This is a genomic window from Streptomyces sp. NPDC001393, assembly GCF_053597455.1.
In genome coordinates this window covers 89,602-114,265 of sequence record NZ_JBSFIH010000007.1, presented here as the reverse complement: position 1 = coordinate 114,265, position 24,664 = coordinate 89,602, and the positions used below count along the sequence as shown (strand labels likewise).

Sequence of the window (24,664 nt, the reverse complement as noted above, 5' to 3'; positions counted from 1 at the left end):
CGATCAACTCCGGTCATGTTCGGACCAGTTGGACCACTCCTCGCTCCATGGGCACCAAGGCGGCGCCAGCCGGCTCCACTCAGCCTCGGACATCCCCCGTGCCTCATCCCACGGAACTCCCTCCGTGTCGAGACGTGCCTCCGCCTCCCTGGTCGCCTCGACGTCCGCCCAGTCCACCTCGCGCAGCGCGGCGGCCAGCCGCTGCCACTGCTCCCGGGCCGCCCGGTAGGCGCCCCGCGCCGCCCCCGACCGCCCCATCAGGGCCAGTACGGTGCCGCTGCCGTGCCAGGCCCGGGCCGCGGTCACCGAACCCGGATCGCCGCCGTGTGCCGCCCGCGCCTCCCGCCCCGCGTTCTCGTACGCCTGGAGTGCGTCCACGAGAACCGGCGCACCCGCGCGGTACCAGCCCTCCAGGCGCACCCGGCCGAGCTGGAGCCACACCTCCGCGCGTACGGCCGCGTCGGCGGCGGCGCGCAGGGCCTGGCCGAGCAGATGGCGGCTCTCGAACAGGTCGGGCAGGAAGCCGAGATGACGGAACCGCTGGGCGAGCGCGCTGCCGACCAGCCCCTGGAGCCGCCCGCGCCGGTCCGAGCGGGCCGGCAGGACCTTCAACGCCTCGCGCAACACGTACTCGGCCCGGTCCACGAGCCCCGCGCCGCCCGGCGCCGAGGCCCGCCGCAGCAGCGACTCGCCCCAGCCGGTCAGCAGCCGGCACCGCAGGGCACTGTCGGCCGGGGCGAGCAGCACGGCCCGCTCATAGGCCGCGTCGGCCTCACGGCTGTGCCCCGTCTCGTCATGAAAGGCGGCCAGCGCGGCCAGGGCCGGCAGCAGCAGACCGGGATCGCCTCCGGCGGCCCGCTCCGCCCGCTCCAGCACCCGGCGCGTCTCGGCGTCGTCGGCGCCGGCGGAGCGCAGGGCCCGCGCGAGATCGAGCAACACGGGCGCCCGTACCGCATCGGAGGCCTCTTCCAGCTCCAACAGAGCACAGCCTTCCGTCAGTTCGGGCACGGCAGCGTCGGCGCGCCGCAACTCCAGCAGAATCCGGCCCCGCAGCAGCAGCCGGGCGCGGTGCAGGACGACGGCCGAGGGCACGCTCCCGCGGTCCGGACCGACCGGCTCTTCGGCGACGGCACCGGCGGCCCCGCCGCTCCCCGTGGGGCGGGTGGCGTCGCCCTCCCCGAGACCGCCGGACCCGGGCGCGGACCCGACCTCGCCGTCCCCGCGCTGCCGCGAACGGCCCCACGCGCGCGCCCGCTCCGCCAGCCCCCGCCACGGCGTGCTCTGAGGGTCGAGCACCTCCAGCGCTGCCGTCAGGAGCTCGCCCTCCGCCGTCAGCTGCCACAATTCCCTGCGGGAATAGGCGAGTTCGAGGGCGGACTCGGCCTGTTCGCGGCTGTCGGCCACAGCCGTCCCGTACGCGGCGGCGAGTTCGGTGACCGCCTCGCGGAGCAGCTCCTCACGGCGGCCCGCGGCGCGTGCAGCCGCCGTACCGGCCTCGGCGCGCAGCACCCGGCCGAGCAGCAGCCGGGCCCGTACGGCGGCCAGCGGCTCGGGCGCCGGGCCGGTCACGGCCGTACGGGCGAGGTCGCGGGCCTGCCGCAGTACCTCCGGGTCGCCGCGGCGCCGCCACTCCTCGAACAGCCGGCCGCCCTCGGCGAGCGGGTCGCGGGCCGGGGGCTCGGGCTGGTAGAAGCGCAGCACGCGGGCGGGGACCCGGGCGAACAGCTCGGCCTCGACGCTGCCGCCCTCGCCGGCCGCCCCGGTCTCCGCCGGCGGCGGTCCGGCGCCGCCGTCCGGGTCGCGGTCGCTGAGCCGCGCGGCCGCGAGCGCGGCGAAGTTCCGGGTGCCCCGGCCGAAGTGCCGCTCCACATAGGCCGAGCAGTGCTTGAGGACGAGTCCGGCGGTGTCCTGGTCCAGGGAGGACAGCAGCAGGTCCTGCACCCGGGGCGGGTAGGCGAAGCAGGGCTGGTCGGCGGTGCCCGGGAGCTGGGTCAGCAGTCCGCCGAGCAGCACCTCGGCCAGCTCCATGGGCCCGGTGTCGGGCAGCATGGCCCGCTGCACGAGCTGCATCACGGGCAGGGTGAGCGGGGCTGCGGCGAGGTAGACCGCGAGGCGCAGGGCACCGGGCGAGGCCCCGGCGCGGAAGGCCCGCAGCAGGTCGTCGTCGCTCGGCGGGGCGGCACCGGCGGGCGCGGACGGCGGGGCCGTGCCGGGGCCGGTGAGCGCGGCCCAGGCCCGCTCGCGGGTGGGGCCGGTGCCCGCGAGCAGCCGGGCGAAGGCGCCGAAGGCGTCCGGGGTGGGCGTGAGGACCGGCACCGGCCGGGCGTCGGCGGCCGGTTCCTCCCAGGGCTCGTCGTCGGGGAGGAAGGCCAGGCGTCCGCCGGTGTCGGCGTCGCGCACCAGCAGCCCGGGCTCCGCGGGCAGCGCCGTACGGCCCCACAGGCGCGGCGGCAGCGGCTGGACGACGGCGAGCGGGGCGCCTCGCGGCCACCGGTGCAGCAGCCGCTGGGCGCTGCCGTTCTGCCAGAGCGGGCCCACGCAGTCGCTGATGACGAAGGTGATCCGGCGGCCGGTGGGGTCGTGCAGCTCGTCGGCGGGGCGCAGCCGGGTGCGCCGGCCGGGACCCGCGGTCGTACCGACGAGCGGGACGGGAGGGCTCCCCGTGTCCCCGGAGTCGTCGGCGTACAGGTGGTGGACGCGGACCGAGGCGAACGCGCCGGACTGCTGGCAGGCCTGGCGCAGCTCCTCCACCATCCGGCCCCAGACGGCCATCGCCGGGCCGGTGTCCATCAGGAGCTGGACATCGCAGCGCCGACGGCGGCCGGGCCGGGTGACGGGGAGGAGGATGCCGCCGGCGGCGGCGCGGTCGGCGGTGGCCTCCTCGTCGATCCGCTCGTCCTCGGCGCGGGCGGAGGCGGTCCGGTAGCGGCCGAGGGCGCGCAGCGCCTGCTCCAGGCCGAGCAGTCCGGGCAGCGCGCCGGCGGCGGGGGCCCGGACGGGGAACGCGGCCGGGGTGCCCGCGGACTGCGGGCGCGCGGGGCCGGAGCCCGGCGTGCGCATGTGCAGCGGAACGGGGGCGGTGGAGTTCTCCGGGCGGGACGGACGCGGGCCGGTGCCGGGGTCCGGCGGGGTGCCCGGAGTGTCCCGGGCATCCGGCGGTTCCGGTGCGGCCGGGCCGTCCCTGAGGTGCCGGCCGGGCTCGGCCGGGGAGGGCTCGGGGGCGTCGCGCGCCGGGCCCGTGCCGAGCCGCGGGGCCAGCCAGAGCGCGTCCGCCACGTCCTCGGCGGTGAGGTCGAGCCCGCCCTGGCGCAGCTTGCCGATCAGCTCGTCCAGACCCATGCCGGGCATCCGGCCATCACCTCGTACGGTCGAGCGGCTGCATGAGCATCTCGGCGATGCGCTCCCGGGTGAGGCTCTGGGCGCGCGGGTCGTGCCGGGTGAGGAAGAGGGCGTTGAGGAGCTGGTCGGCGGCGAGCACCTCGCCCGGCTCGCGCTCCAGGAACCGCCGGATCAGCTCGCCGCCCGCGGCGACGCCCTCCGGACCGAGGTGCGCCTCGACCATGGCGGTCAGCTGCTCCTCGCCGGGCGCCTCCAGCTCCAGCTGGACGCAGCGGCGCAGCAGCGGGGCGGGGAAGTCGCGTTCGCCGTTGGAGGTCAGGACGATCACCGGGAAGGCGGTGCAGGCGATGCGTCCGCCGCGTACGGCCACCCGGTCGCCGTCGTGGTCGAGCACCTCGACGACGGGCTCGCGGTCGGCCAGCCGCTCCAGCTCCGGGATCGCGAACTCCCCCTCCTCCAGGGTGTTCAGCAGGTCGTTGGGCAGGTCGAGGTCGCTCTTGTCGAGCTCGTCGATGAGCAGCACGCGCGGCTCGGCGGCGGGCAGCAGCGCGGTGCCGAGCGGCCCGAGCCGGATGTACGACCCGATCCCGGAGGGGCTCGCCGGGTCCTGTCCGCCGCCCCGTGCCCGCTCCAGCTGGACGTCCTGCAGGCGGCCTATCGCGTCGTAGCGGTACAGACCGTCCTGGAGCGTGGTGCGGCTCACGATCGGCCAGCGCAGCACTCTGCCGAGGCCCAGTTCGTGCGCGATGGCGTAGGCCAGGGTGGACTTGCCGGTGCCCGGGTTGCCAGTGACCAGCAGGGGCCGGCGCAGATAGAGAGCCGCGTTGACGGCGTCGACCTCGGCGGGCCGGGGAGCGTAGCTCTCGACCAGCCGGCGGCGGACCCCGAGCCGGCGGGCGCTGCTCGGGTCCTCCGGGCCCGCCTCCCCGCCCTGCCGGGACGCCGCGAAGTCACGCCAGGGCGGCGGCGCCGGCAACCGCCGTACGCCGTCGTGCGGCTGACCCACTCCGCGGTAGATCCGCCAGTCGTTCACCTTGGGCTCCTCCCGGCTCTGGTGATCATGAAGCGGGTCGCGGTCGTCCGGCCTAAGAGGCTACCGCCAGCGGGCCGTGCCTGCCGAGGTTCGGGGCGGGCGGCGTTCACTTCCGGCCGGACGAACACCCCTGCGGCTCAAGCGGGTTGACGGGAAGTCGGGGTTCCGCACGGTCAGCCGCCGGGCGCGGCCTGCGGCGGCGGCCGCATCGCCTCCGCGCCGAACGGCGGCCGGTCCGGCGGATCCAGCAGTACGGCGATCTTCCCGCACAGTCCTTGAGCGCGGGCGGTGTCCGGGTCGGCCAGGCGGATGCGCAGGTCACGCACCGGACCGCGCAGTTCGCCCGCCTGCCGGGCCGCCTTCAGCAGGTCGGCGGCCTGCCGGTGGAAGGCCCCGCACTCCTCGTGGTCGTGCCGGTCCCGGCGCCACAGCACCACCGAGTGCCCGGCCCGCAGCGCGTCGTTCATCGCGGCCAGCCCCTCTCCGCTGCCGACGGGCCCGCAGTACACCGGTACGCAGGTGTCGGCCATCCCGGTCAGGGCGCCGTAGTACGCGAAGCGGCCGCCGGGGCGGGCGCCGGGCGGGTGCCCCTCGGCCGCCGGCCGGCCGTGCAGCGTCTCGGCCGTGAGCGGCCCCGTCCGCACGCCGTGCCAGCGCCGGCGCCACTCCGGTGAGGGCGCCAGGGCGCCCCGGCGCATGTCCCGGACCACGACGGTCCGCCGCATCCCGAGCGGCAGGGCCCGCTCGTCCACCCACTCGTCCTCGGCGTCCTCGTCGCCCACGGCCCCCTCCCCGCCGGGCGGCTCGGGCAGCAACTGCCACTCGTCCACCGGCAGGTCGAACAGCCTGCGGGGCAGGAACACCTCGATGGCGGCCAGGTGCTCGCCGTGGTCGCTCTGGCTCAGCGCCCGCGCCAGCGGCTCGCGCAGCACCCCCACCAGGTCGTCGGCGCGAGCGCCCCGGTCGTCGGCGGCGACGGGGGTGACGTCCTGACCGTCGTGGATCAGCTGCACGCTCCACGGGTACCGGCCGTCGTACATGGGCGCGCCGACCTTGACCAGGACGTCGGTCCGGGCGGCGGGCGGTGCGGGGGGCCCTGGTGCGGGGTGCTCCCCGGCTTCACCGGTGCCGGACGGGCCCTCGTGGTCGTCGATGCCGTCCAACAGGGCACGGACGGCCTCGCCGACCGCCCAGTGCCGGTGCCCGGCGGCCTGTCCGGCGATCCAGGACGTGAAGGCGCCGAGCCGCGCCGGATCCACCTCGTCCGCGCGCTCCCTCGCCGTCCTGCGGGCGACCTTCGCCGCGTACAGCAGGACGGCGTCCAGATCGACCAGCGTGCCCCCGCCGCCCGGCTGCACCGTGCGCAGCCCGCACAAAAGCCCGGCGCCCTCGCGCCAGGTGCGCACGTTGCGCAGCACCAGCGACAGCAGGCGCTCGCCGCGCACCTGCTCCTTCACGTCCTCCACGAGGTGGACGACCTCGCCCGCGCCGGCCGGCGGCGGCAGGTGCGCGAGGTGGCCGTACAGCCGGGTGCGCAGTTCGGCGTCGATCCCGGTGACCGAGGGCGCGTGGCCGGGCAGTTCGGCCTGGAAGGAGGTCCAGTCGGGGTGCGCCGGGAAGGGGGAGGACGAGGTGTCCTCGAGGCGGCGAAGGTGGTGCAGGTCGTGGGCGCGCAGCACCTCGCGCACCGTACGGCCCCCGTCCCTCAGGTCGAGCAGTTCGGACAGCGCGGTGACCGGGACGGCCACTCCGTCCCCCGTCCCCCGGCCCTTGATCACGCCGATGACCGAGCCGTGCCGCAGGTCGAGCACCGGGCCGCCGGACAGCCCGCCGACCGGCAGACTTCCCGTGAGCAGCAGGGCCCGCGCGTCGGCGCCGGCGAGTTCCCCGTCACCGTGCCGGATGCCCAGCTCGCCGGTCTGCACGGACCAGCCGTAGAGGCCGACCGGGGTGCGGGGGCCCGCCTCCCGGTCGGCCAGCCACAGACAGGGCACGTCGTCGGCGCCGCCGACCCGGACCAGCGCGAGGTCGGGGAACGACCAAGGCCCCCGCGCCTGCTGCGCGGACTCGGGACGGGGGGCGAGGAGCCGGGCGGTGCCGGTGCCGGTGCGTTCCACCCAGCCGCCGGTGCCGGTGCGTCCGGCACAGCCGTCGGCGCCGGTGCGCTCCAGCCAGGTCACGCTCATGGCGCTCTCCCCTCGGCACACCGCGGCTCCCCCCTTCCCCACGACATGGGCACACGTCAACAGCCAGCCGGGGGCTATGAAGAAGCCCGATCCCCAGTACGGGTCACGGTCCGTTGCATACCCGTCACCCGGTGCGCCGATGCGTGCGAGGGAGGGGCGCACCATCTCGGCGAAGGCGCTCATGCGGCCCCGGAGGCCGGGGAGCGCGGTGCTACGACCGTGCCGCCGGGCTCCGCGGGATCGCCGCCGTCGGGCGTGGTGGCCGGTTCCGTCCAGGTCAGGGACACGGTCAGGGAGGACTTGCCACCGCCCTCCGCGATCGCACTCACGATCTTGCCGGCCTGCGCCGTCAGTTCGATCCCGAAGCTGACGGAGACCTCGACGGGGGCCGGGGTGTCCAGACCGGCGCGCAGGGAGCGCACGACTCCGCCGACCGTGCCGGCCAGCCCTCCCGCCATGTCGATGACGCGGTCCCCGAGCGAGGTGTCGCGGTACCCCTCGCCGTAACCGTCCCCGTCCGCACCCCCGTATCCGTCCCTGCCCCTGCCCCCGTCCCCGATCCTGGCCCAGACGACGGTTCCGTCGTCCAGCCGTATCCGCTCGACTCCTCCAGCCATGACGCCCCCTTCGCCGCTGGGAGGAGAAGGCTAACTCCCGGGGAAGGAGAGGGGGAGAGGCAACGAACGATACGGCTGATGATCGCCCCTGCTCCCGCTTCGGGGCTCCCGCTCCAGGGGCTGCTCCAGGGGGCTACTCGTCGTCCTCGTCGTCGAGCCGGGCAAGCCAGGTGGCCAGCCGCTCCACAGGCACCTCGAAGTCGGGGTTGAGATCCACGAAGGTGCGCAGCTGCTCGGCAAGCCACTCGAAGGTGACCTCCTCCTCGCCGCGCCGCTTCTCCAACTCCTCGATACCGCGGTCGGTGAAGTACATGGGGTGCGTCTCCTGCGTGAACATCGTGCCGGTGGTGGCCTCGGGGACAGCCTATGCAACGTTTCGGGCTGCACACGAAAGGGTGTCTTGACTTCCGATAGCCACGATATATCGTGTTTCCCAGAGGACGCGATATGGCGTGTCGCATCCCGTGCCCGCCGAGGAGATCCCCATGCCCGAGTGGTCCGTCAACGAGCCCCAGAAGCTGACCTTCGACACCCGTGTGAGCGACCTCCAGGTCCGCATCGTCAACGGAACGGTGAACGTCGTGGGCACGGACGAGGGTTCCGCCCGCCTCGAGATCTCGGAGATCGAAGGCCCGCCCCTGGTGGTCACCCAGAAGGGCGGCACCCTCACGGTGGCCTACGAGGACCTGCCCTGGAAGGGCTTCCTCAAGTGGCTCGACCGCAAGGGCTGGCGGCGCAGCGCCGTCGTCTCCCTGGCGGTCCCCGCCGACACCCGCGTGGAGGTGGGCGTGGTCGGCGCCGGCGCGGTCGTCTCCGGCATCCGGGGCCCGGCGGCGGTCAAGGGAGTGACCGGTGACACGACCCTGGTCGGCGTCTCGGGCCCGGTCCACGCGGACACCGTGTCGGGCAACGTGGAGGCCCAGGCGGTCACCGGCGACCTGCGGTTCAAGTCGGTCTCGGGAGACCTGACGGTGGTCGAGGGCTCCGGCCGCTCCGTCCGCGCCGACTCCGTCAGCGGCTCCATGATCGTCGATCTGGACCCGGACGGCCCGACGGAGGTCAACCTGACCAGCGTCTCCGGTGAGATCGCCATCCGCCTGCCGCACCCGGCAGACGCCGAGGTGGAGGCGAACACCGCGAGCGGCACGATCTCCAACGCCTTCGACGGACTGCGGGTGCACGGCCAGTGGGGCGCCCACAAGATCACCGGCCGCCTCGGCGCGGGCACGGGCAGGCTCCGGGCCACCACGGTCTCCGGCTCGATCGCGCTGCTGCGCCGCCCGCCGCGCGAGGAGGACGAGACGGAGTCCCCCTGGGAGGGCCGGCCGTCGGAGCCCTCCGGTCCCTTCGCGCCCCCGAGGGACCCCGGCACCGCCCCCGCCGCGGGCGCGCCGGCCGTCCCGGGGGACAATTCCGTCTCCGGTCGGGACGCCGGCGCCTCCGACGGCACCGATGCCCCGGCCGACGGTACGACCGACAAGAAGGTGCTCTGACATGCCCCCCGTCTTCGCCCACGGGCGCCTCCGCCTGTACCTGCTCAAGCTGCTCGACGAGGCCCCGCGCCACGGCTACGAGGTGATCAGGCTCCTCGAGGAACGCTTCCAGGGCCTGTACGCCCCCTCGGCGGGCACGGTCTACCCCCGGCTGGCCAAGCTGGAGGCCGAGGGCCTGGTCAGGCACACCACCGAGGGCGGCCGCAAGGTGTACGCCATCACGGACGCGGGCCGTGCCGAACTCGCCGACCGGAGCGGCGAGTTGGCCGATCTGGAGCTGGAGATCCGCGAGTCGGTCGCGGAACTGGCCGCCGAGATAAGGGCCGACGTGCGCGGCGCGGCCGGCGATCTGCGCCGCGAGATGCGCGCGGCCGCCTCCGAGGCCCGCCGGAGCGCGAAGACGGGGGCGGGCGCCACGGGCCCGTTCGCGGAGTACGGCGACACGACCGACAACGAGGCCTGGAAGGCCGCCAAGGAGGAGATGCGCCGGGTCAAGCAGGAGTGGAAGGAGCAGGCCCGCCGCGCCAAGGACGAGAGCCGCCGGGCCCGCGAGGAGGCCCAGCGGGCCCGCCACCAGGCCCAGGAGGCGCAGGCGCGGGCGCGGGCCCAGGCTCAGGAGGAGATGCAGCGCATCGCCCGCCAGGTCCAGGACCGCGTCCAGGACCACTTCACCCAGGGCGACTGGCCGACGGGCGTCCGCGAGGGCCTGTCCGAACTCGCCAGGGAGCTGGGCGACTTCGGCAAGTACTGGGGATCTCCCCGCACCCCCGGGGAACCGGCCCCGAAGCCCGCCGGCACACCGTCTGACGCGCACTACGTCTCTCCCGACGAGGACTTCCCCGCCGCGTACGAACCCACCTGGGCCCACGAGGACTCCACCGGCGACCCGGTCCGCGACCTGGACCGCCTCCTGGACCGCTTCCGCGACGACATCCGCGACACGGCCCGCGACCACGGAGTCACCCCCACCCAGCTCCGGGAGGCCCGCCGTCATCTGTCCACGGCGGCGGCCCACATCGGCGCGCTGCTGCGGACGCCGAAGGTCTGACCGGTCGGGGAGCGGGGCGGCGCCCGGCCGGTGTCTCAGCCGGCCTGCGCCTCTCCGGCGCCGTACAGCACCCGGGTCACCGACGCGTGTGTCACCCCGTGGTCCGCCAGCACCTCACCCACCACCCCGGGCAGGACGGTCAGCGCGAGCAGCAGGTGCTCGTCGCCGATGTGCCGGGCGCGGTGCCCGACGGCGATCCGCAGCGACCTCTCCAGGACGTTCCTGGCGCCCCGGCCGAAGCCCGGCCGCCGCCCCGCCCACCGGCGCCGGTCCTCCGGGTCCCCCGACATCGCCCCGGCGCCGTGCACCTCCTCGACCCGGGCGACGATCTCCGGGACATCGATCCCGAGCCCCGCCAGCGCGTCGGAGTCGGCTCGCGACAGCCCGCCCCGCCGCCGCGCCTCGTCCAGCGCCTCCCGTACCGACGCCCTGTGCTCCCCGAGCCCCAGCGCGGCCAGCGCGAAGGAGGCACGGCTGCCCTCCCGGTCGAGGAGGGCGAGCAGCAGGTGCTCGGCGCCGACGGTCTGTTCACCGGAGCGTTCGCAGTGGACGAACGCGCCCTTCACGACCTCGCGGGCGTCCTTGGTGAAGCGTTCGAACATCATTGCCTCCCGTACTTCTTGTGCACGGCCTGCCTGCTGACTCCGAGCTCCGCGGCGATCTCCTGCCACGACCAGCCCTGATTGCGCGCGCTGCGCACCTGTACCGCCTCGAGCTGCTCCAGGAGCCTGCGCAGCGCGGCCACGGCCCGCAGTCCGACCCGTGGATCACGGTCGCCGGCGCGCTCGGCGAGATCGGTTGCCTCGGTCATGATGTCAACCTACATTGACACGCCCACTCATGTCAACCAAAGTTGACAGACCCGGCGCGCAGAAGGGCGGACCCGGAGACCCGGGCCCGCCCCACGACCGCTCTCCCGAAGGACCTCGGGAGTCTCAGGAGTTGGTGAGCACGATCTTCCCGAACTGCTCTCCGGACGCGAGCCGTTCGAAGCCCTCGCGGGCGCGGTCCAGCGGGAGTTCCTCGTCGATGACGGGCCGCACCCCGGTCGTGGCACAGAAGGAGAGCAGGTCCTCCAGCTCCTCCTTGGTGCCCATGGTCGAGCCGACGACCTTCAGCTCCAGGAAGAAGATCCGGGTCAGCTCGGCGTGCGAGGGCCGGTCCCCGCTGGTGGCGCCGGAGATGACGATCGTGCCGCCGGGCCGCAGCGACTTCACCGAGTGGGACCAGGTCGCGGCGCCCACGGTCTCGATAACGGCGTCCACCCGCTGGGGCAGCCGCGCCCCGGACTCCACCGCCTCCACGGCCCCCAGCTCCAGGGCCCGCTTCCGCTTGGCCTCGTCCCGGCTGGTCGCGAAGACCCGCAGCCCCGCCGCCTTGCCGAGCACGATCGCGGCCGTGGCGACACCGCCGCCCGCGCCCTGCACGAGGACGGAGTCACCGGGCCGTACCCCGGCGTTGGTGAACAGCATCCGGTACGCCGTCAGCCAGGCCGTCGGCAGACAGGCCGCCTCGGCGAAGGACAGCTCCTTGGGCTTGGGCAGCACGTTCCAGGTCGGCACGGCGACCTGCTCGGCGAAGGTGCCCTGGTAGCGCTCGGTGAGGATGGAGCGCGGCTCGTCCGGGCCGACGCCGTGGCCGGTCTGGCCGATGACGGAGTGCAGGACGACCTCGTTGCCGTCCTCGTCGACACCGGCGGCGTCACAGCCGAGGATCATCGGCAGCCGGTCCTCCGGGAGGCCGACCCCCTTGAGGGACCAGAGGTCGTGGTGGTTGAGGGAGGCGGCGCGCACCGTGATGGTGCTCCAGCCGGGCCGGGCCTCGGGAGCCGGGCGCTCCCCCAACTCCAGGCCGGTGAGCGGCTGGTCGCGGTCGATTCGGGCGGCGTAGACAGCGAACATGGTGCCGACGATAGGTGGGCCGATCAGCCAACGGAACCGCCCGAGCCTGTGACACATGCCCTCTTGCGCAGGGCCACCCATGCAGCGCAGCCGGTCACCGACACCGCCGAAGGGCACCTCCGCAACGCCCGGTCCGGTCGGGCGGGCGGGAAAGGAATGGGAAAGGAGGAACGGGAAAGGAAATGGCCCCGCCCGAACGGACGGGGCCATGCGGCGCGACGTCAGCGACGCGCGACGCCCTCCGCACGAGCGGCAGCCGCGACAGCCGCCGTGACCGCGGGAGCGACCCGCTCGTCGAACGGCGACGGAATCACGTAGTCGGCGGCGAGGTCGTCCCCCACCACCGCGGCCAGGGCCTCCGCCGCAGCGATCTTCATGCCCTCGGTGATCCGGGTGGCCCGCACCTGCAGCGCGCCCGCGAAGATGCCCGGGAACGCCAGCACGTTGTTGATCTGGTTCGGGAAGTCCGACCGACCGGTGGCGACGACCGCCGCGTACTTGTGGGCGACGTCCGGGTGCACCTCGGGGTTCGGGTTGGCCATCGCGAACACGAAGGCGCCCTCGGCCATGGAGGCCACGGCCTCCTCCGGGACCGTACCGCCGGAGACGCCGATGAAGACGTCCGCGCCCGCGAGGGCGTCCTCCAGCGAGCCGGTGATGCCGGCCTTGTTGGTGAAGCCGGCCACCTCCCGCTTGACCGGGGTGAGGTCCTCCCGGTCGGCGGACACGACGCCCTTGCGGTCGGTCAGGGCCACATCCCCGATGCCGGCCCCGACCAGCATCTTGGCGATGGCGACACCGGCCGCGCCGGCGCCCGAGATGACGGCCCGCAGCTGCCCGATCTCCCGTCCGCTGAGCCGCGCCGCGTTCCGCAGCGCCGCGAGCGTCACGACGGCCGTACCGTGCTGGTCGTCATGGAAGACCGGGATGTCCAGGCGCTCCTGGAGCTGCTTCTCGATCTCGAAGCACCGGGGTGCCGAGATGTCCTCCAGGTTCACTCCGCCGAAGGAGGGAGCGAGCCGGACCACGGTCTCCACGATCTCGTCCACGCCCGTGCAGTCGAGCGCGATCGGCACCGCGTCGACGCCGCCGAACTGCTTGAACAGGATCGCCTTGCCCTCCATCACCGGGAGGGAGGCCTCGGGACCGATGTCCCCGAGTCCGAGCACGGCCGTACCGTCGGTCACGACGGCCACCACGGAGGACTTCCATGTGTAGTCGTTGACCAGCTCCGGCTGCTGAGCGATCGCGGTGCACACGCGCGCGACGCCGGGCGTGTACGCGAGGGAAAGGTCGTCCTTGTCACGGACCGGCACGGTGGCCTGCACGGCCATCTTGCCGCCGCGGTGCAGCGCGAACACCGGATCGAAGGAATCGAGGGGCTCGGCCCCGCCGTCCTGATCCGTAGTGCTGTCGCTACGAGGATTGACGATCTCCGCTGCCACTTCGTTTTACCCCTTAGGTATGCATGGTTTGAGGGTCGACCACTCCTGGTGAGGGGTGGGCGGGCACCGCGTACCGCCCGATTGCTGATACGTACGGGCCATACGCGACGGGCGCGCCGCACACGCGCCCTGAGCCCCGGATGAGGGGTGTAAAGAACCTTCCTACCGGACGGACCGTACCCATGACGAGTCCATTAGGTGCAAGGTCACATCGCGGAACCAGAAAGCCACAGCGAGATGACGCGCGGCTGACAACCGCGCCAAGCCCGTGAGGACGCTGGGAGGCCGCGCCCACGCTGACCACATCGTGAGACGCGCCGAAGGTTTTCCGGCCGGAGAGTGGGATTCCCGCAGATGGTTCGGTGGCGAACGACCAAGGATGTACCGAACTGTTGCGGTTCGGGGGTGACCCGTTATCCGATTTTGGCATATCCACGCCCTGCATGGCTGAGTCCGCATGGCAAGATGCGGTAAACCCACGAGGTGGAGTTCAAGGACTCCTCCGGCAAGGCCGTCGCACTGCGTGAGGGGCGGCACGGGCCTTCCGTGCCGCCCCTCACGGCTACCCTCACGCCGCCCCTCACGGCTACCTCACGCCGCCCCTCACGGCTACTTCACCGCGAGCAGCAGCGTGTCGGACGGCGAGCACCACACCGGCCGCGCCTCGCCGAAGCCCTGGGCGAGCAGTGTGCGGGCGTGCCAGGCGGCTGAGGGCATGTCCCCGTCGGCGTGCTCGCCGTAGATCTCGAAGCGGCGCGCCGTCGGCTCGGCGAGTACCGGATCCTGCGCCGCCAGCTGCCACCATTCGGCCCAGTCCGGGACACCGTCCCGTTTGGCCTGATCCATGCGGGCGTGCCGCTGGGCGCGCTCGGCCGCGTTGATCCGGGGCGTGCTGTCGTCGATCATGTGGTCCGCGTTCATGAAGACACCGCCGTCGCGGACCAGCTCCGCGACCTGACCGTAGAGGGCCGCGAGGGGTTCGCTGTGCAGCCAGTGCAGGGCCGTGGCGGTCAGGACGGCGTCGTAGGAGTCGTACGGCAGCTTCGCCGGCCAGTCGGGGTCCTTGAGGTCGGCGGTGACGAAGGAGACCCGCCCGTCGCCCTCGAAGGTGCCGCGGGCGATGGCGAGCAGGGCCGGGTCGAGGTCGACGCCGGTGCTGGTGGCCTCCGGAAACCGCTTCAGCAGCCGGTCGGTGATGCTGCCGGTCCCGCACGCCAGGTCGAGGACGCGCGGGGCGGTCCCCACCAGCGCCTCGACCATGTCGAGCATGATCCGGAAGCGTTCCTCCCGGTCCGGCATGTACCACTCCTGCTGCCGGTCCCAGCTCTCCTGCCACGCGGCCCAGTCGGTGCCCGTGCTGGTGGTCATGAAGTCTGTCCCCCTCACCTGCGTAATACCCTGGATGCACGACCGGCTGTTACCGACCGCAGACACGACCATAAAGCGCCCTCGTAAGGACTACAAGTGGAACTGGCCTATTACTCGGATTACGCCGTCCGTCTCGTCAACAGCGAGGAACCGGCCCGGGGCAAGGACTCGCTGACCTCGGTCGAGGCCGTCCGCGACCTCTTCGGCGCCAACGCGTCGGCGGCCCGCCGCACCACCGACGCCGATGTCACGCGCTTCCGCTCGGTGCGGGCGCGGCTGCGCGCGGTCTTCGAAGCGGCCGACAAGGGCGACGAGACGCTCGCCGTGGACCTGCTCAACTCACTGCTGCTGGAGTTCCCGGTGTCGCCCCAGATCTCCGGGCACGACTACCGCGACGAGGACGGCCGCCCCCTGTGGCACATGCACCTGGCCGACCACCCCTCCAACGCCACGGCCGGCTATGCGGCGATCGCGGCGATGGGCCTGGCCTTCCACCTCACGGAGTACGGCGTGGACCGTCTGGGCCTCTGCCAGGCCGCACCCTGCCGCAACGCCTACCTCGACACCTCCACCAACCGTTCCCGGCGCTACTGCTCCGACCGCTGCGCGACCCGCGCGAACGTGGCCGCCTACCGGGCGCGCAAGCGCCTGGAGGCCGACCGGTCGGCCAGCAGCGGCCGCGCCGCCGAGAGCGCCCAGCGCACCAGCGTCAGCGGCGAGCGCTGACCGGCGGGCAGCGGCCGGTACCGCAGGCGCGCACGCCCGAGGACGAGCTCGTCGGGTACGACGCCGTAGTCCGTGCTGTCCCCGCCCGCGTACGGGTTGTCCCCGAGGACCCACCAGCCGCCCTCGCGGCGCTCCACGGCACGCTTGACGACGAGCAGGTCCTGCTGGAACGGATGACGCAGGACGACGATGTCCCCCGGCCTCACCGACGCGCCGTACTGCACCAGCAGCAGGTCGCCGTGCTGGAGCGTGGGCACCATGGACGGCCCGGTCACTTCCGCCACTCCGAAGGGCGCCCCGGCCCTCCCCCGCTCGGTCTCCTGTGACAGCTCCGGCATCCCCGGCACCTCCCCGGTCCGTTCCTCCACCAGTCTCAGTCTGACCCTGGACTTTTGTCCTAAGCCCTAGGGGGCACCCGAGAAATCGCCTTCCACAGGGAGTAATGTCGCACCTGAGAAGACGATCACGAGGAAGGAATGCTCCATGCTTTCCCGCCTGTTTGCCCCCAAGGTCAAGGTCAGCGCCCACTGCGACCTGCCCTGCGGCGTCTACGACCCGGCCCAGGCCCGCATCGAGGCGGAGTCGGTGAAGGCCGTCCAGGAGAAGATGGCCGGTAACGACGACCCCCACTTCCAGGCACGCGCCACCGTCATCAAGGAGCAGCGCGCGGAGCTCGCCAAGCACCACGTCTCCGTGCTCTGGAGCGACTACTTCAAGCCCCCGCACTTCGAGAAGTACCCGGAGCTGCACCAGCTGGTCAACGACACCCTGAAGGCCCTCTCGGCCGCCAAGGCGTCCACCGACCCGGCGACGGGCCAGAAGGCGCTGGACTACATCGCCCAGATCGACAAGATCTTCTGGGAGACCAAGAAGGCCTGAGGCTTTCTGCCCTGCTTGAAGGGGCCCGGCCGGGCGTTCCGGCCGGGCCCCTTGCCCGTACTGCCCTCAGCGGCGGCAGACGAGGATGCCGCCCAGGCACGTGACCTCGAACGCCCCATGCCGGGCGATGTGGCCGAGGAGGATCGTGCGGGCCCGCTCGATCGTGGCGTCGAAGGGCACATCGTGCTGGTCCGCCCAGGCCCGGTAGGAGGCCATGTGCGCGATGACAGGCTCCGGAACATGAACCGCGATGGTGCCGGGCAGTTCGATCGTCTCCACCCGGCCGAACTCCTCCCCCAGGAAGGCCGGAGCCTTCTCCAGAGAGAAGCGGGCACTGAGCGAGATGCGCGCCGGGCCGCGTCCGATGCCGAGCACGTCACCGGCGGCCCGCCGCCACAGGTCGTCGAGTTCGGACTTGTCCCGGTCACTGTTGGTGGAGGCGATCACCAGCCCGTCAGGGGCGACGACCCGGGACGATGAACTTGCCGTTGCCGCAGCCGACATCGACCACGCACCCGTTCACGCCCCTCAGTTGCTCGGCAACGATGCCTGGCAGGTCGTAACGGGGCGTCTGCCACTGATAAAGCGACTGACGAGCGGCCAGATCCCGGTCACTGCTGTAGGCACTTCCGGCAAGGCGGCCCCCGGTCGGTAACGGCGGCGTCGTGTGCGGCGGACAGTTCGGTCACGTCGGCAACTCCGAGGGGTGGGCGGCGGGTGCGGCTGCAAGGGCGGCCGTGTGCTGGAGTCGTTCGCGCAGGTGTACGGCCTGTCACCAAAAGGCCAGGTCAGCGCCCCACAGGAAAGATCCCGCAGGTCACCGACCCGGCCCGTTACCGGACGATCCGCTACACCGCCAGCCAGGCCGCCTGGTCCGGGCCCAGTCGGCCGTTCTCGACGGGGCCGCTGGTCAGCAGGATCGCGGTGTGGTCGGGCAGGGGGTACGACTCGGTGGAGAGGTTGACCACGCAGGTGAAGCCGGGGTCGCGGCGGAAGGCGAGGACTCCGGCGGGGGCGTCCAGCCAGGTGAGGGTGCCGTCGCCGAGGGCGGGGTGCTCGCGGCGCCGGTGCAGGGCGCTGCGGTAGAGCTCCAGCATGGAGGTGTCGTCGCCGGTCTGCGCCTCGACGGTGCGCGCGGCCCAGTCGGCGGGCTGGGGCAGCCAGGGCGCGGCGGAGGCGGCCTCGGGGCTGAAGCCGTACGGTGCACTCCGCCCGGACCAGGGGATCGGCACCCGGCAGCCGTCGCGGCCGCGGTCGGTGTGGCCGGAGCGTTCCCAGACGGGGTCCTGGAGGACGGACTCGGGGAGGTCCTCGACCTCGGGCAGGCCCAGTTCCTCGCCCTGGTAGACGTAGGCGCCGCCGGGCAGGGCGAGCATGAGGAGGGCGGCGGCGCGGGCGCGGCGGGTGCCCAGGGCGAGGTCCAGGGGGCCTTCGGGTTCGTAGCGCTCGTTGGCCACCCAGCGCCGGGCCGACCTGCGGCCGTACCGGCTGGCGTGGCGCATGACGTCGTGGTTGGAGAGCACCCAGGTGGCGGGCGCGCCCACCGCGCCGAGCATGGCGAGGGAGTCGTCGATGACCGTGCGCAGGTCCTTGGGGTCCCAACTGGCCATCAGGAAGTCGAAGTTGAACGCGGTGTGCAGACCGTCCGCGCGGACGTAGGCGGCCAGCCGTTCGGGGGTGTCCGCCCAGGCCTCGGCGACGAAGCACCGGTCGCCGGGGAACTCGTCGGCCACCTTGCGCCAGGCGCGGTAGATGTCGTGGACCTCGTCGCGGTCCCAGTGGGGGTGGTCGAGGTGCCGGCTGCGCCGGCCGACCCCGGCCGGACGCGGCGGCAGGTCGGGCAGTTCGGGGTGCTTGATCAGGCCGTGCGCCACGTCGATGCGGAAGCCGTCCACGCCCCGGGCGAACCAGAACCGCAGGATCGACTCGAACTCCGCGCGCACCTCGGGGTGTTGCCAGTTCAGGTCGGGCTGCTGCGGGGCGAAGAGGTGCAGGTACCAGTCGCCGTCCGGCAGCCGGGTCCAGGCCGGGCCGCCGAAGGAGGAGACCCAGTCGTTGGGCGGCAGGGCGCCGTCGGGGCCGCGGCCGGGGCGGAAGACGTAGCGGTCGCGCTCCGGGCTGCCCGGTCCGGCCGCCAGCGCCGCCCGGAACCAGGCATGCTGGTCCGAGGTGTGGTTGGGCACCATGTCGGGGATGATGCGGATCCCCTGCTGGTGGGCTTCCTCGATGAGCTGCTCGGCCTCCTCCACGGTGCCGAACAGCGGGTCGATCGCGCGGTAGTCGGCCACGTCGTAACCGTGGTCCGCCTGCGGCGACTTGTACCACGGGTTGATCCACAGGGCGTCGACACCCAGCGACTTGAGGTACGGCAGGCGGGAGCGGATGCCGGCGATGTCGCCGATGCCGTCACCGTTGCCGTCGGCGAAGCTGCGGATGTAGACCTGGTAGATGACGGCGCTGCGCCACCAGGGTGCGGTACCGGGCATGCTGTCCTACCTTTCAGATCACAGTGGGAGGGTCTACAACAGGGGAGGGTCTACTTCGCGGCGCCGGCCGTCAGGCCGGCGACGATGCGGCGCTGGAAGAGCAGCACCATGACCACCAGCGGGATCGTGACGAGGACACCCGCGGCCATCTGGCTGCCGAACGGGGTCTCGTACGTCGTGGCGCCGGTGAACTTGGAGATGGCGACCGGTGCGGTCTGCATGTCGGGCCGGTTGGTCATCGACAGGGCGATGAGGAACTCGTTCCAGGCGGCGATGAACGTGATGATCGCGGTGGTGAAGATGCCCGGCGCGGCGAGCGGGATGATGATCCTGCGGAAGGCCTGGCCCCGGGTGCAGCCGTCGACCATGGCGGCGTGCTCCAGCTCGTCCGGCATCTGCCGGAAGAACGTGGTCAGGTTCCACACCGCCAGCGGCAGCGCGAAGGACATGCTCGGCACGATCATCGCCTGGTAGGTGTTGATCCAGCCGATGTCCGTGAACAGCTTCAGCAGCGGGACCACGATCGACACCACCGGGAACATCGAGGTGGCGATGATCAGGGTCAGGATCAGCCGCTTGAAACGGAACTCCAGCCTCGCCATCGCGTAGGCGGTGAAGGTGGCCAGCAGCAGCGCCAGCACGGTGGTGATCCCTGCGACGACGAGGCTGTTGAGCAGGGCCCGGGTGAACCCCTGGGAGGCGCCGAACAGCGACTGGTAGTTCTCGAAGGACACCGGGGACGGGACGAGCGAGGTGTCGAAGATGTCGGAGGTGCGGCGCAGGCTGGAGACCAGCATCCAGTAGAACGGGGCCAGGCAGTAGGCCACCACCGCGGCGACCCCCACGTACAGCAGCCGGCCGCGCCACTTCGCCGTGGTCGTCATGCCGTCACCTCCGTACGGCGCGCGAACGCGAGCCTGGTCCTCGTCTTCCGGCGGCCGCCGCCGGTGCCGCCGACGAGATCGGCGCCCAGCAGCCGTACGAAGGCCAGCGCGATGAGGAAGACATAGAGGAAGAGCAGGACCGCGTACGCCGAGGCCGGGCCGAAGCGGACGTTGGACGCCTCGTTCTGCGCCAGCATGGACAGCGTTTCCACCGAGTTCTTCTGCGCGCCGATCAGGATGTACGGCAGGTCGAACATCCGCAGCGCGTCCATGCAGCGGAAGAGCATCGCCACCAGCAGCGCGGGCTTCACCAGCGGCAGCGTGATGTGCCAGAACCGGCGCGGCGCGCTCGCCCCGTCGATGCGGGCCGCCTCGTAGACCTCGTTCGGGATGACCTGCAGTCCGGCCAGCACCAGCAGCCCGATGAACGGGGCGGTCTTCCACACCTCGGCGACGATGACCGCGACCTTGGCGTGGAAGCCCTCGGTGGTCCACAGGATCTGGCGGCCGATCAGGGCGTTGGCGATGCCGTCGCTGTTGAAGATCCACCGCCACAGCAGGCCGGAGATGGCCGTGGGCACGGCCCAGGGGACGAGGATGCTCGCCCGGACCAGGGCCCGGCCGCTGAACGCCCGGTGCATGATCAGGGCCATGACCACACCGGTCACCGTCTCCAGCCCGACGGTGACGACGGTGAAGAAGGTGGTGTTCCAGAAGGCGTTCCAGAACCGGTCCCCGGCGGCGCCGAAGATGTCGGCGTAGTTCCTCAGCCCGACGAACGGCTCGGTGCTGCGGATGAAGCCGGTCTTCGGGTCGAGGCCCTTCGGCCCGTAAAGCGACTCCCGCAGCGCCATCAGCGTCGGGTAGAGCACGACGATCGTCAGCACCAGGAGGGTCGGGGAGACCAGCAGGGCCGCCATCCGCCCGGTGCCGGCCGTGGCGCGGGTCCGGGACCTCGGCCGCCGGCCCTTCAGCGGTGTGCCGGGCGGCCGGTGGGACTCGGGGGCGGCGGGTCCGGGTGGAACCTTGGTGTCGGTCATGGCCCCGCCCCTCACTGCGCCGTGGACTTCTGCAGCTCCCGCTGCAGGTCCTTCAGCGCCTGCGCGCTGCTCTTGGTGCCGGTCAGCGCGGCGTACGCCTCCTGCTGGACCGCCGAGGTCACATCGCCGTAACTCACGACCCGCGGGCGCGGCACGGCGCGCAGGATCGACTGCTTGAGCACCGGCAGGTACGGATACTGCTTCGCCAGGGACGGGTCGTCGTACAGGGCCGCGTACGGCGGGGCCAGGGAGGCCTTGTCGAGGAAGGTCTTCGCGGTGTCCTCGCTGCTGTAGAACTTCATGAAGTCCAGCGCCGTGGCCTTGTTCCTGGCGAAGGAGGACAGGGCCAGGTTGTGACCGCCCAGGCTGGAGGAGCCGGGCCCGTTCAGGCCGGGCAGCGGCGCGACGGCGTACTTGCCGGCCACCTCGCTCTTGCCGGCGAGCGCGTACATGTACGGCCAGTTGCGCAGGAAGACCAGCTTGCCGGCCTGGAACGCCTGACGGCCGTCCTCCTCCTGGTAGGTGATGGCCTCCTTGGGGATCGTGCCGTCCCGGAACGAGCCGGCGAGGAAGTCCAGCCCCTTCTGCGCCGCGGGGGTGTCCACATCGGGCTTGCCGCTCGCGTCGGTCACGACACCGCCCGCGGAGTTCACGGCCTCGGCGAAGTTCACCGTCAGGCCCTCGTACTTCTGGAACTGCCCGGCGTAGCAGGACATGCCCCTGGCCGTGGGCAGGTTCTTCACCTTGGCGCAGTCGGCCTTCAACTCGGCCCAGGTCGCCGGGGGTTTGCTCACCCCGGCCTGCTTGAGCAGGTCGGTACGGTAGTACAGCAGGCCGCCGTCGGAGCTGGCCGGGGCCGCGTACAGACCGCCGCGGTACCTCGCCGTCTCCACCACCGGCTTCAGCATCTTCCCCAGCGGGAAGCCCTGTTCGGGCAGCCTGTCGATCCACTGGTGCGCGGCGAACTCCGACGTCCACACGACATCCAGGGAGAGCACCGTGTAGGCGTCGGACTTCGTCTCAGCGTTCTGGATCATCTGCTGGCGCTGTGCGTCCGCGTCCGTCGGCAGCTGGATGAAGGTGACCTTCTCCTTCGGGTGCAGCTTGTTCCACTGGTCGAGGACGGGCTGTACGGCGCCGGTGGTGTCCTTTCCGGCCACGAAGGTGATGGGGCCCCGGCCGCTGAACGACGTGGTCCCGGACTGCCCCGCGGAGCCGCCGTCACCGGACGAGCCGCAGGCGGCGAGGAGGAGTCCGGCGGCGGCGAGCGCGGCCGAGCACCGAAGGGCTCTGGCTGTTCTGGTCTTCACTGTGTCTCCTGGTCGTGCGGACGAAGGCGGCTCTGTTGCGAGACTGCGTTGTCACAGCAACTTCTTGATCAAACACGCAGGTCAAAGCAGCTATACCGAGGGCTGCGGGGAAGGCTCTGACACCGTCGAGACAACGCTTGCACGCTAGGAGCGGGGTAAGCGGAAGTCAATGCGTTACTTCGGGGTAATGAGAGGGAGGCGGGGCCTGGGCGCCGTGAAAGCGCTGTCACACCGGGGCTCGACACGAGCTCCCTCTGTGCTACCGTCCGTCACATGCCACCAGCTCAGCGACACCCCACGATGGCTGACGTCGCCGAACGGGCCGGGGTATCCGCCTCCACCGTCTCGCGGACCCTGCGCGGCCTGACCACCGTCTCGCCGGAGGTGCGCGCCCGCGTCGAACAGGCCGCCCGCGAACTGAACTTCGCCGTCTCCCGCCAGGCCGCGAGCCTGGTCACGGGGAAGACGGGGACCGTGGCGGTGCTCGTGCCCACCCTCAACGCGTGGTTCATGGGCTCGGCGCTCTCCAGCCTGGCCCCGGTGCTGCGGGCGGCGGGCATGGAGCTGACCGTGTATGTGATCCCCGACCTCGCCGAGCGCGCCTCTTTCTTCGACCGGCTGCCCGCCCGCCGGAACGCCGACGCGCTGCTGGTCTTCTCCTTCGATCTCACCGAGGAGGAGACGGACCGGCTGGACAGCCTCGGCATGCCGGTCATCTACGTCAGCCAGCACGTCGAGGGCCGCCCCAGCGTGTACGTCGACGACGTGGCAGGCGCCCTGCACGGCACCCGGCACCTGCTCAACCTCGGCCACCGCCGGATCGCCTTCATCAAGACGGTGGGCGCGAGCGGCTTCTCCTTCAGCTCCAACGAGCGGCTGCTCGGCTATCAGCAGGCGCTTGCCGAAGCGGGCATCCCGCATGACGACGACCTGGTGGCCGCCCTGCCGGTCGGCGACAAACGCGCCACCACCGAGGCGCTCGGCAGGCTGCTGAGCCTCCGCGAGCCGCCCACCGCCGTCTTCGCCGAACAGGACGAGGTCGCCGTCGCCGTCATCCGGACCCTGCGCCGGACCCGGATCGAGGTACCCGAGCAGATGTCCGTCCTGGGCTTCGACGACCAGCCGGTGGCCGACCTGTTCGACCTGTCCACCATCGCCCAGTCACCCTCGGACATAGGCCGCGAGGCCGGCCGGCTGGCCCTGCAGCTCATCAACGACTCCGAGCCGGACCACGAGCAGCACACCGTGCTGCCCACCCATCTGATCCCGCGCGCCACCACCGCGCCCCCTCTCCCGAGGGAGCGGGAGACCTACGGCGAGACCGGCGGCGGGGCTGCGCGCGCCTGAGGCGCCGTCAGTGGAACTGCGGGACGATCAGGTAGATCCCGTACGCCACCACAGCCGCGCAGGCGAGGAAGCACAGGGCGGCCTGGGCCCGGCCCGCGGTGGCGGCTACGGAGCGGCCGGACCCGGCGCCGCCGGACTCGGCGTTACCGGTTTCGGCAGTGCCCGTTTCGGTCCTGGACAGGCCCAGGACGCCGAAGGTGAAGACGACGACCACGGCGACGGTGACACCGAGGCTGACCGCGGCGACCTTGCCGAGGGCGGACCAGTCGACATGCATGGGGGCTCCCGGAGGTTCAGGCGGCCGTGCCGACGTTCGTCGGGGCCGGGGTGCGGAGGGTGACCTCGTGGTCGTCGTTGACGTTGTCGGCACGCACCGGGTTACGGCGGGACGCGGCGACGATGGCGGCGGCGAGGGCCAGGGCGACCAGGGCGATGACCGCCGTACCGAGATTGCCGCCGTGCTTGACCACGCTCGCCGCGAGGCCGCCGACCAGCGCGGCGGCGGGCAGCGTGATCAGCCAGGCCAGCACCATGCGGCCGGCCACGCCCCAGCGGACCTCCGCGAGCCGGCGGCCGAGCCCCGCGCCCAGGATGCTGCCCGAGGCGACCTGGGTCGTGGACAGCGCGAAGCCCAGGTGGGCCGAGGTCAGGATCACGGTCGTGGAGGCCGTCTCGGCGGCGAAGCCCTGCGGCGACTGGATCTCCGCCAGACCCTTGCCCATGGTGCGGATGATCCGCCAGCCGCCCAGATAGGTGCCGAGGCCGATGGCGAGGCCGGCCGCACCGATCACCCACACCGGCGGACCCGCGTCATGGCCCAGCGCGCCCGCCGAGATCAGGGTCAGCGTGATCACACCCATCGTCTTCTGCGCGTCGTTGGTGCCGTGCGCGAGGGAGACCAGGGAGGCGGAGGCGATCTGGCCGAGGCGGAAGCCCTTGGTCACCGAGTCCTGGCGGGCCCGGGCGGAGAGCTTGTAGGCGAGGTAGGTGGCGACGAGGGCGGCGAGGCCGGCCACCACGGGCGAGGCCACGGCCGGGATCAGCACCTTCTCGACGACCTTGTCGACGTGCACACCGTGGGAGCCGGCGCCGACCCAGACCGCGCCGATCAGACCGCCGAAGAGGGCGTGGGAGGAGCTGGAGGGCAGTCCGGCGAGCCAGGTCACCAGGTTCCACAGGATCGCGCCGACCAGCCCCGCGAAGATCATCGCCGGGCTGACCACGGTGTCGTCCACGATGCCGCCGGAGATGGTCCTGGCCACCTCGGTGGAGAGGAAGGCACCGGCGATGTTCAGGACCCCGCTGACCAGGACGGCGGTTCTGGGTTTCAGCGCGCCGGTGGCGATGGAGGTCGCCATCGCGTTGGCGGTGTCGTGGAACCCGTTCGTGAAGTCGAACGCCAGTGCCGTGACGATGACGACCGCCACGAGGAACGTGATGTGGTCCATTCCCCAAGGCAAGCAAGGGCAGGCCAATGCGCGGAGAACCGGAGGCGAACGGCGGCCCGAAAATGGGGGAGTCTGTTGTGCAGTCCTGTGCGAAACCGTTGCATCTCCCGGTGT

At 72.4% G+C, this 24,664-nt stretch carries 22 protein-coding genes and 1 pseudogene; 5 read left to right on the top strand and 18 right to left on the bottom strand.

What is annotated here, in order from left to right:
- Positions 1-3 precede the first annotated feature (3 nt).
- The 5 genes from ACWC2T_RS11230 to ACWC2T_RS11210 form a co-directional block, all read right to left on the bottom strand.
- On the bottom strand, positions 4-3,348 hold the full coding sequence (locus ACWC2T_RS11230) for an SAV_2336 N-terminal domain-related protein (protein WP_450670104.1): 3,345 nt from the start codon (positions 3,346-3,348) through the stop codon (positions 4-6).
- A 7-nt stretch (positions 3,349-3,355) separates the two neighbouring features.
- Positions 3,356-4,372 carry an AAA family ATPase gene (locus tag ACWC2T_RS11225; RefSeq protein WP_450670103.1) on the bottom strand — a complete coding sequence of 339 codons (1,017 nt, stop codon included), beginning with the start codon at positions 4,370-4,372 and terminating at the stop codon, positions 3,356-3,358.
- Between the two features lie 173 nt (positions 4,373-4,545).
- A complete protein-coding gene (locus ACWC2T_RS11220; protein WP_450670210.1) occupies positions 4,546-6,723 on the bottom strand; it encodes a VMAP-C domain-containing protein in 2,178 nt (725 codons plus the stop codon).
- 14 nt (positions 6,724-6,737) lie between these two features.
- Positions 6,738-7,175 carry a CU044_2847 family protein gene (locus ACWC2T_RS11215; protein ID WP_450670102.1) on the bottom strand — a complete coding sequence of 146 codons (438 nt, stop codon included), beginning with the start codon at positions 7,173-7,175 and terminating at the stop codon, positions 6,738-6,740.
- Between the two features lie 133 nt (positions 7,176-7,308).
- A complete protein-coding gene (locus tag ACWC2T_RS11210) occupies positions 7,309-7,488 on the bottom strand; it encodes a DUF6104 family protein (RefSeq protein WP_003992906.1) in 180 nt (59 codons plus the stop codon).
- 172 nt (positions 7,489-7,660) lie between these two features.
- On the opposite strand from ACWC2T_RS11210, the gene ACWC2T_RS11205 reads away from it, so the two are divergent.
- Entirely contained in the window at positions 7,661-8,668 is a 1,008-nt protein-coding gene (locus tag ACWC2T_RS11205) for a DUF4097 family beta strand repeat-containing protein (RefSeq protein ID WP_450670101.1), read from the top strand.
- Position 8,669: 1 nt separating this feature from the next.
- Positions 8,670-9,716 (top strand): PadR family transcriptional regulator, encoded by a 1,047-nt coding sequence (locus ACWC2T_RS11200; RefSeq protein WP_450670100.1) that lies wholly within the window; start codon positions 8,670-8,672, stop codon positions 9,714-9,716.
- A gap of 35 nt (positions 9,717-9,751) precedes the next feature.
- Here the strand turns inward: ACWC2T_RS11200 and ACWC2T_RS11195 are convergent, their stop codons facing one another.
- The 5 genes from ACWC2T_RS11195 to ACWC2T_RS11175 form a co-directional block, all read right to left on the bottom strand.
- Positions 9,752-10,318 (bottom strand): Clp protease N-terminal domain-containing protein, encoded by a 567-nt coding sequence (locus ACWC2T_RS11195; protein WP_450670209.1) that lies wholly within the window; start codon positions 10,316-10,318, stop codon positions 9,752-9,754.
- On the bottom strand, positions 10,318-10,527 hold the full coding sequence (locus ACWC2T_RS11190; protein ID WP_018571396.1) for a helix-turn-helix domain-containing protein: 210 nt from the start codon (positions 10,525-10,527) through the stop codon (positions 10,318-10,320). Before ACWC2T_RS11190 ends, ACWC2T_RS11195 begins: the two co-directional genes overlap by 1 nt.
- A 124-nt stretch (positions 10,528-10,651) precedes the next feature.
- The gene (locus tag ACWC2T_RS11185; RefSeq protein ID WP_450670099.1) at positions 10,652-11,617 is read right to left on the bottom strand and encodes a zinc-binding dehydrogenase; all 966 of its coding nucleotides are present in this window, start codon (positions 11,615-11,617) and stop codon (positions 10,652-10,654) included.
- 221 nt (positions 11,618-11,838) lie between these two features.
- A complete protein-coding gene (locus ACWC2T_RS11180) occupies positions 11,839-13,062 on the bottom strand; it encodes an NAD(P)-dependent malic enzyme (protein ID WP_450670098.1) in 1,224 nt (407 codons plus the stop codon).
- A 609-nt stretch (positions 13,063-13,671) separates the two neighbouring features.
- Positions 13,672-14,430, bottom strand: coding sequence for a class I SAM-dependent methyltransferase (locus ACWC2T_RS11175; RefSeq protein WP_450670097.1), 759 nt, complete (start codon positions 14,428-14,430; stop codon positions 13,672-13,674).
- Between the two features lie 96 nt (positions 14,431-14,526).
- Between ACWC2T_RS11175 and ACWC2T_RS11170 the strand changes: the two genes are divergently transcribed.
- Complete coding sequence (locus ACWC2T_RS11170; RefSeq protein ID WP_450670096.1) at positions 14,527-15,156, top strand: CGNR zinc finger domain-containing protein; 630 nt, start codon at positions 14,527-14,529, stop codon at positions 15,154-15,156.
- Here ACWC2T_RS11170 and sodX read toward each other — a convergent pair.
- Positions 15,060-15,494 (bottom strand): nickel-type superoxide dismutase maturation protease, encoded by a 435-nt coding sequence (gene sodX, locus ACWC2T_RS11165; RefSeq protein ID WP_450670095.1) that lies wholly within the window; start codon positions 15,492-15,494, stop codon positions 15,060-15,062. The genes ACWC2T_RS11170 and sodX overlap by 97 nt on opposite strands.
- A 145-nt stretch (positions 15,495-15,639) precedes the next feature.
- Here sodX and sodN point away from each other — a divergent pair, with 145 nt between their 5' ends.
- Positions 15,640-16,035: a superoxide dismutase, Ni gene (gene sodN, locus ACWC2T_RS11160; protein WP_004983535.1), complete on the top strand. Its 396-nt coding sequence runs from the start codon at positions 15,640-15,642 to the stop codon at positions 16,033-16,035.
- Between the two features lie 66 nt (positions 16,036-16,101).
- Here the strand turns inward: sodN and ACWC2T_RS11155 are convergent.
- From ACWC2T_RS11155 to ACWC2T_RS11135, 5 genes and pseudogenes are all read right to left on the bottom strand, one after another.
- Positions 16,102-16,724, bottom strand: a pseudogene (locus tag ACWC2T_RS11155) (hypothetical protein).
- A 159-nt stretch (positions 16,725-16,883) separates the two neighbouring features.
- Positions 16,884-18,521, bottom strand: coding sequence for a glycoside hydrolase family 13 protein (locus ACWC2T_RS11150; protein ID WP_450670094.1), 1,638 nt, complete (start codon positions 18,519-18,521; stop codon positions 16,884-16,886).
- A gap of 50 nt (positions 18,522-18,571) precedes the next feature.
- Positions 18,572-19,405, bottom strand: a complete 834-nt coding sequence (locus tag ACWC2T_RS11145) for a carbohydrate ABC transporter permease (RefSeq protein ID WP_450670093.1) — start codon at positions 19,403-19,405, stop codon at positions 18,572-18,574.
- Positions 19,402-20,445, bottom strand: a complete 1,044-nt coding sequence (locus ACWC2T_RS11140) for a carbohydrate ABC transporter permease (protein ID WP_450670092.1) — start codon at positions 20,443-20,445, stop codon at positions 19,402-19,404. Before ACWC2T_RS11140 ends, ACWC2T_RS11145 begins: the two co-directional genes overlap by 4 nt.
- A gap of 11 nt (positions 20,446-20,456) precedes the next feature.
- Positions 20,457-21,755, bottom strand: coding sequence for an ABC transporter substrate-binding protein (locus tag ACWC2T_RS11135; RefSeq protein ID WP_450670091.1), 1,299 nt, complete (start codon positions 21,753-21,755; stop codon positions 20,457-20,459).
- Positions 21,756-22,028: 273 nt separating this feature from the next.
- Between ACWC2T_RS11135 and ACWC2T_RS11130 the strand changes: the two genes are divergently transcribed.
- A complete protein-coding gene (locus tag ACWC2T_RS11130; RefSeq protein WP_450670090.1) occupies positions 22,029-23,102 on the top strand; it encodes a LacI family DNA-binding transcriptional regulator in 1,074 nt (357 codons plus the stop codon).
- Positions 23,103-23,109: 7 nt separating this feature from the next.
- Here ACWC2T_RS11130 and ACWC2T_RS11125 read toward each other — a convergent pair whose 3' ends face one another.
- The gene (locus tag ACWC2T_RS11125) at positions 23,110-23,379 is read right to left on the bottom strand and encodes a hypothetical protein (RefSeq protein ID WP_450670089.1); all 270 of its coding nucleotides are present in this window, start codon (positions 23,377-23,379) and stop codon (positions 23,110-23,112) included.
- A gap of 16 nt (positions 23,380-23,395) precedes the next feature.
- Positions 23,396-24,550 carry an anion permease gene (locus tag ACWC2T_RS11120; RefSeq protein ID WP_450670088.1) on the bottom strand — a complete coding sequence of 385 codons (1,155 nt, stop codon included), beginning with the start codon at positions 24,548-24,550 and terminating at the stop codon, positions 23,396-23,398.
- Between the last annotated feature and the right edge of the window lie 114 nt (positions 24,551-24,664).

What these genes read in the sequence shown, in the direction of transcription:
- ACWC2T_RS11130 (WP_450670090.1), top strand. Translation starts at nt 22,029, where the DNA reads ATGCCACCAGCTCAGCGACACCCCACGATGGCTGACGTCGCCGAACGG.
- ACWC2T_RS11120 (WP_450670088.1), bottom strand. Translation starts at nt 24,550, where the DNA reads ATGGACCACATCACGTTCCTCGTGGCGGTCGTCATCGTCACGGCACTG.
- ACWC2T_RS11220 (WP_450670210.1), bottom strand. Translation starts at nt 6,723, where the DNA reads ATGGTGCGCCCCTCCCTCGCACGCATCGGCGCACCGGGTGACGGGTAT.
- ACWC2T_RS11195 (WP_450670209.1), bottom strand. Translation starts at nt 10,318, where the DNA reads ATGTTCGAACGCTTCACCAAGGACGCCCGCGAGGTCGTGAAGGGCGCG.
- ACWC2T_RS11140 (WP_450670092.1), bottom strand. Translation starts at nt 20,445, where the DNA reads ATGACCGACACCAAGGTTCCACCCGGACCCGCCGCCCCCGAGTCCCAC.
- ACWC2T_RS11185 (WP_450670099.1), bottom strand. Translation starts at nt 11,617, where the DNA reads ATGTTCGCTGTCTACGCCGCCCGAATCGACCGCGACCAGCCGCTCACC.
- ACWC2T_RS11200 (WP_450670100.1), top strand. Translation starts at nt 8,670, where the DNA reads ATGCCCCCCGTCTTCGCCCACGGGCGCCTCCGCCTGTACCTGCTCAAG.
- ACWC2T_RS11175 (WP_450670097.1), bottom strand. Translation starts at nt 14,430, where the DNA reads ATGACCACCAGCACGGGCACCGACTGGGCCGCGTGGCAGGAGAGCTGG.
- ACWC2T_RS11230 (WP_450670104.1), bottom strand. Translation starts at nt 3,348, where the DNA reads ATGCCCGGCATGGGTCTGGACGAGCTGATCGGCAAGCTGCGCCAGGGC.
- ACWC2T_RS11210 (WP_003992906.1), bottom strand. Translation starts at nt 7,488, where the DNA reads ATGTACTTCACCGACCGCGGTATCGAGGAGTTGGAGAAGCGGCGCGGC.
- ACWC2T_RS11125 (WP_450670089.1), bottom strand. Translation starts at nt 23,379, where the DNA reads ATGCATGTCGACTGGTCCGCCCTCGGCAAGGTCGCCGCGGTCAGCCTC.
- sodX (WP_450670095.1), bottom strand. Translation starts at nt 15,494, where the DNA reads ATGCCGGAGCTGTCACAGGAGACCGAGCGGGGGAGGGCCGGGGCGCCC.
- sodN (WP_004983535.1), top strand. Translation starts at nt 15,640, where the DNA reads ATGCTTTCCCGCCTGTTTGCCCCCAAGGTCAAGGTCAGCGCCCACTGC.
- ACWC2T_RS11205 (WP_450670101.1), top strand. Translation starts at nt 7,661, where the DNA reads ATGCCCGAGTGGTCCGTCAACGAGCCCCAGAAGCTGACCTTCGACACC.
- ACWC2T_RS11215 (WP_450670102.1), bottom strand. Translation starts at nt 7,175, where the DNA reads ATGGCTGGAGGAGTCGAGCGGATACGGCTGGACGACGGAACCGTCGTC.
- ACWC2T_RS11190 (WP_018571396.1), bottom strand. Translation starts at nt 10,527, where the DNA reads ATGACCGAGGCAACCGATCTCGCCGAGCGCGCCGGCGACCGTGATCCA.
- ACWC2T_RS11150 (WP_450670094.1), bottom strand. Translation starts at nt 18,521, where the DNA reads ATGCCCGGTACCGCACCCTGGTGGCGCAGCGCCGTCATCTACCAGGTC.
- ACWC2T_RS11145 (WP_450670093.1), bottom strand. Translation starts at nt 19,405, where the DNA reads ATGACGACCACGGCGAAGTGGCGCGGCCGGCTGCTGTACGTGGGGGTC.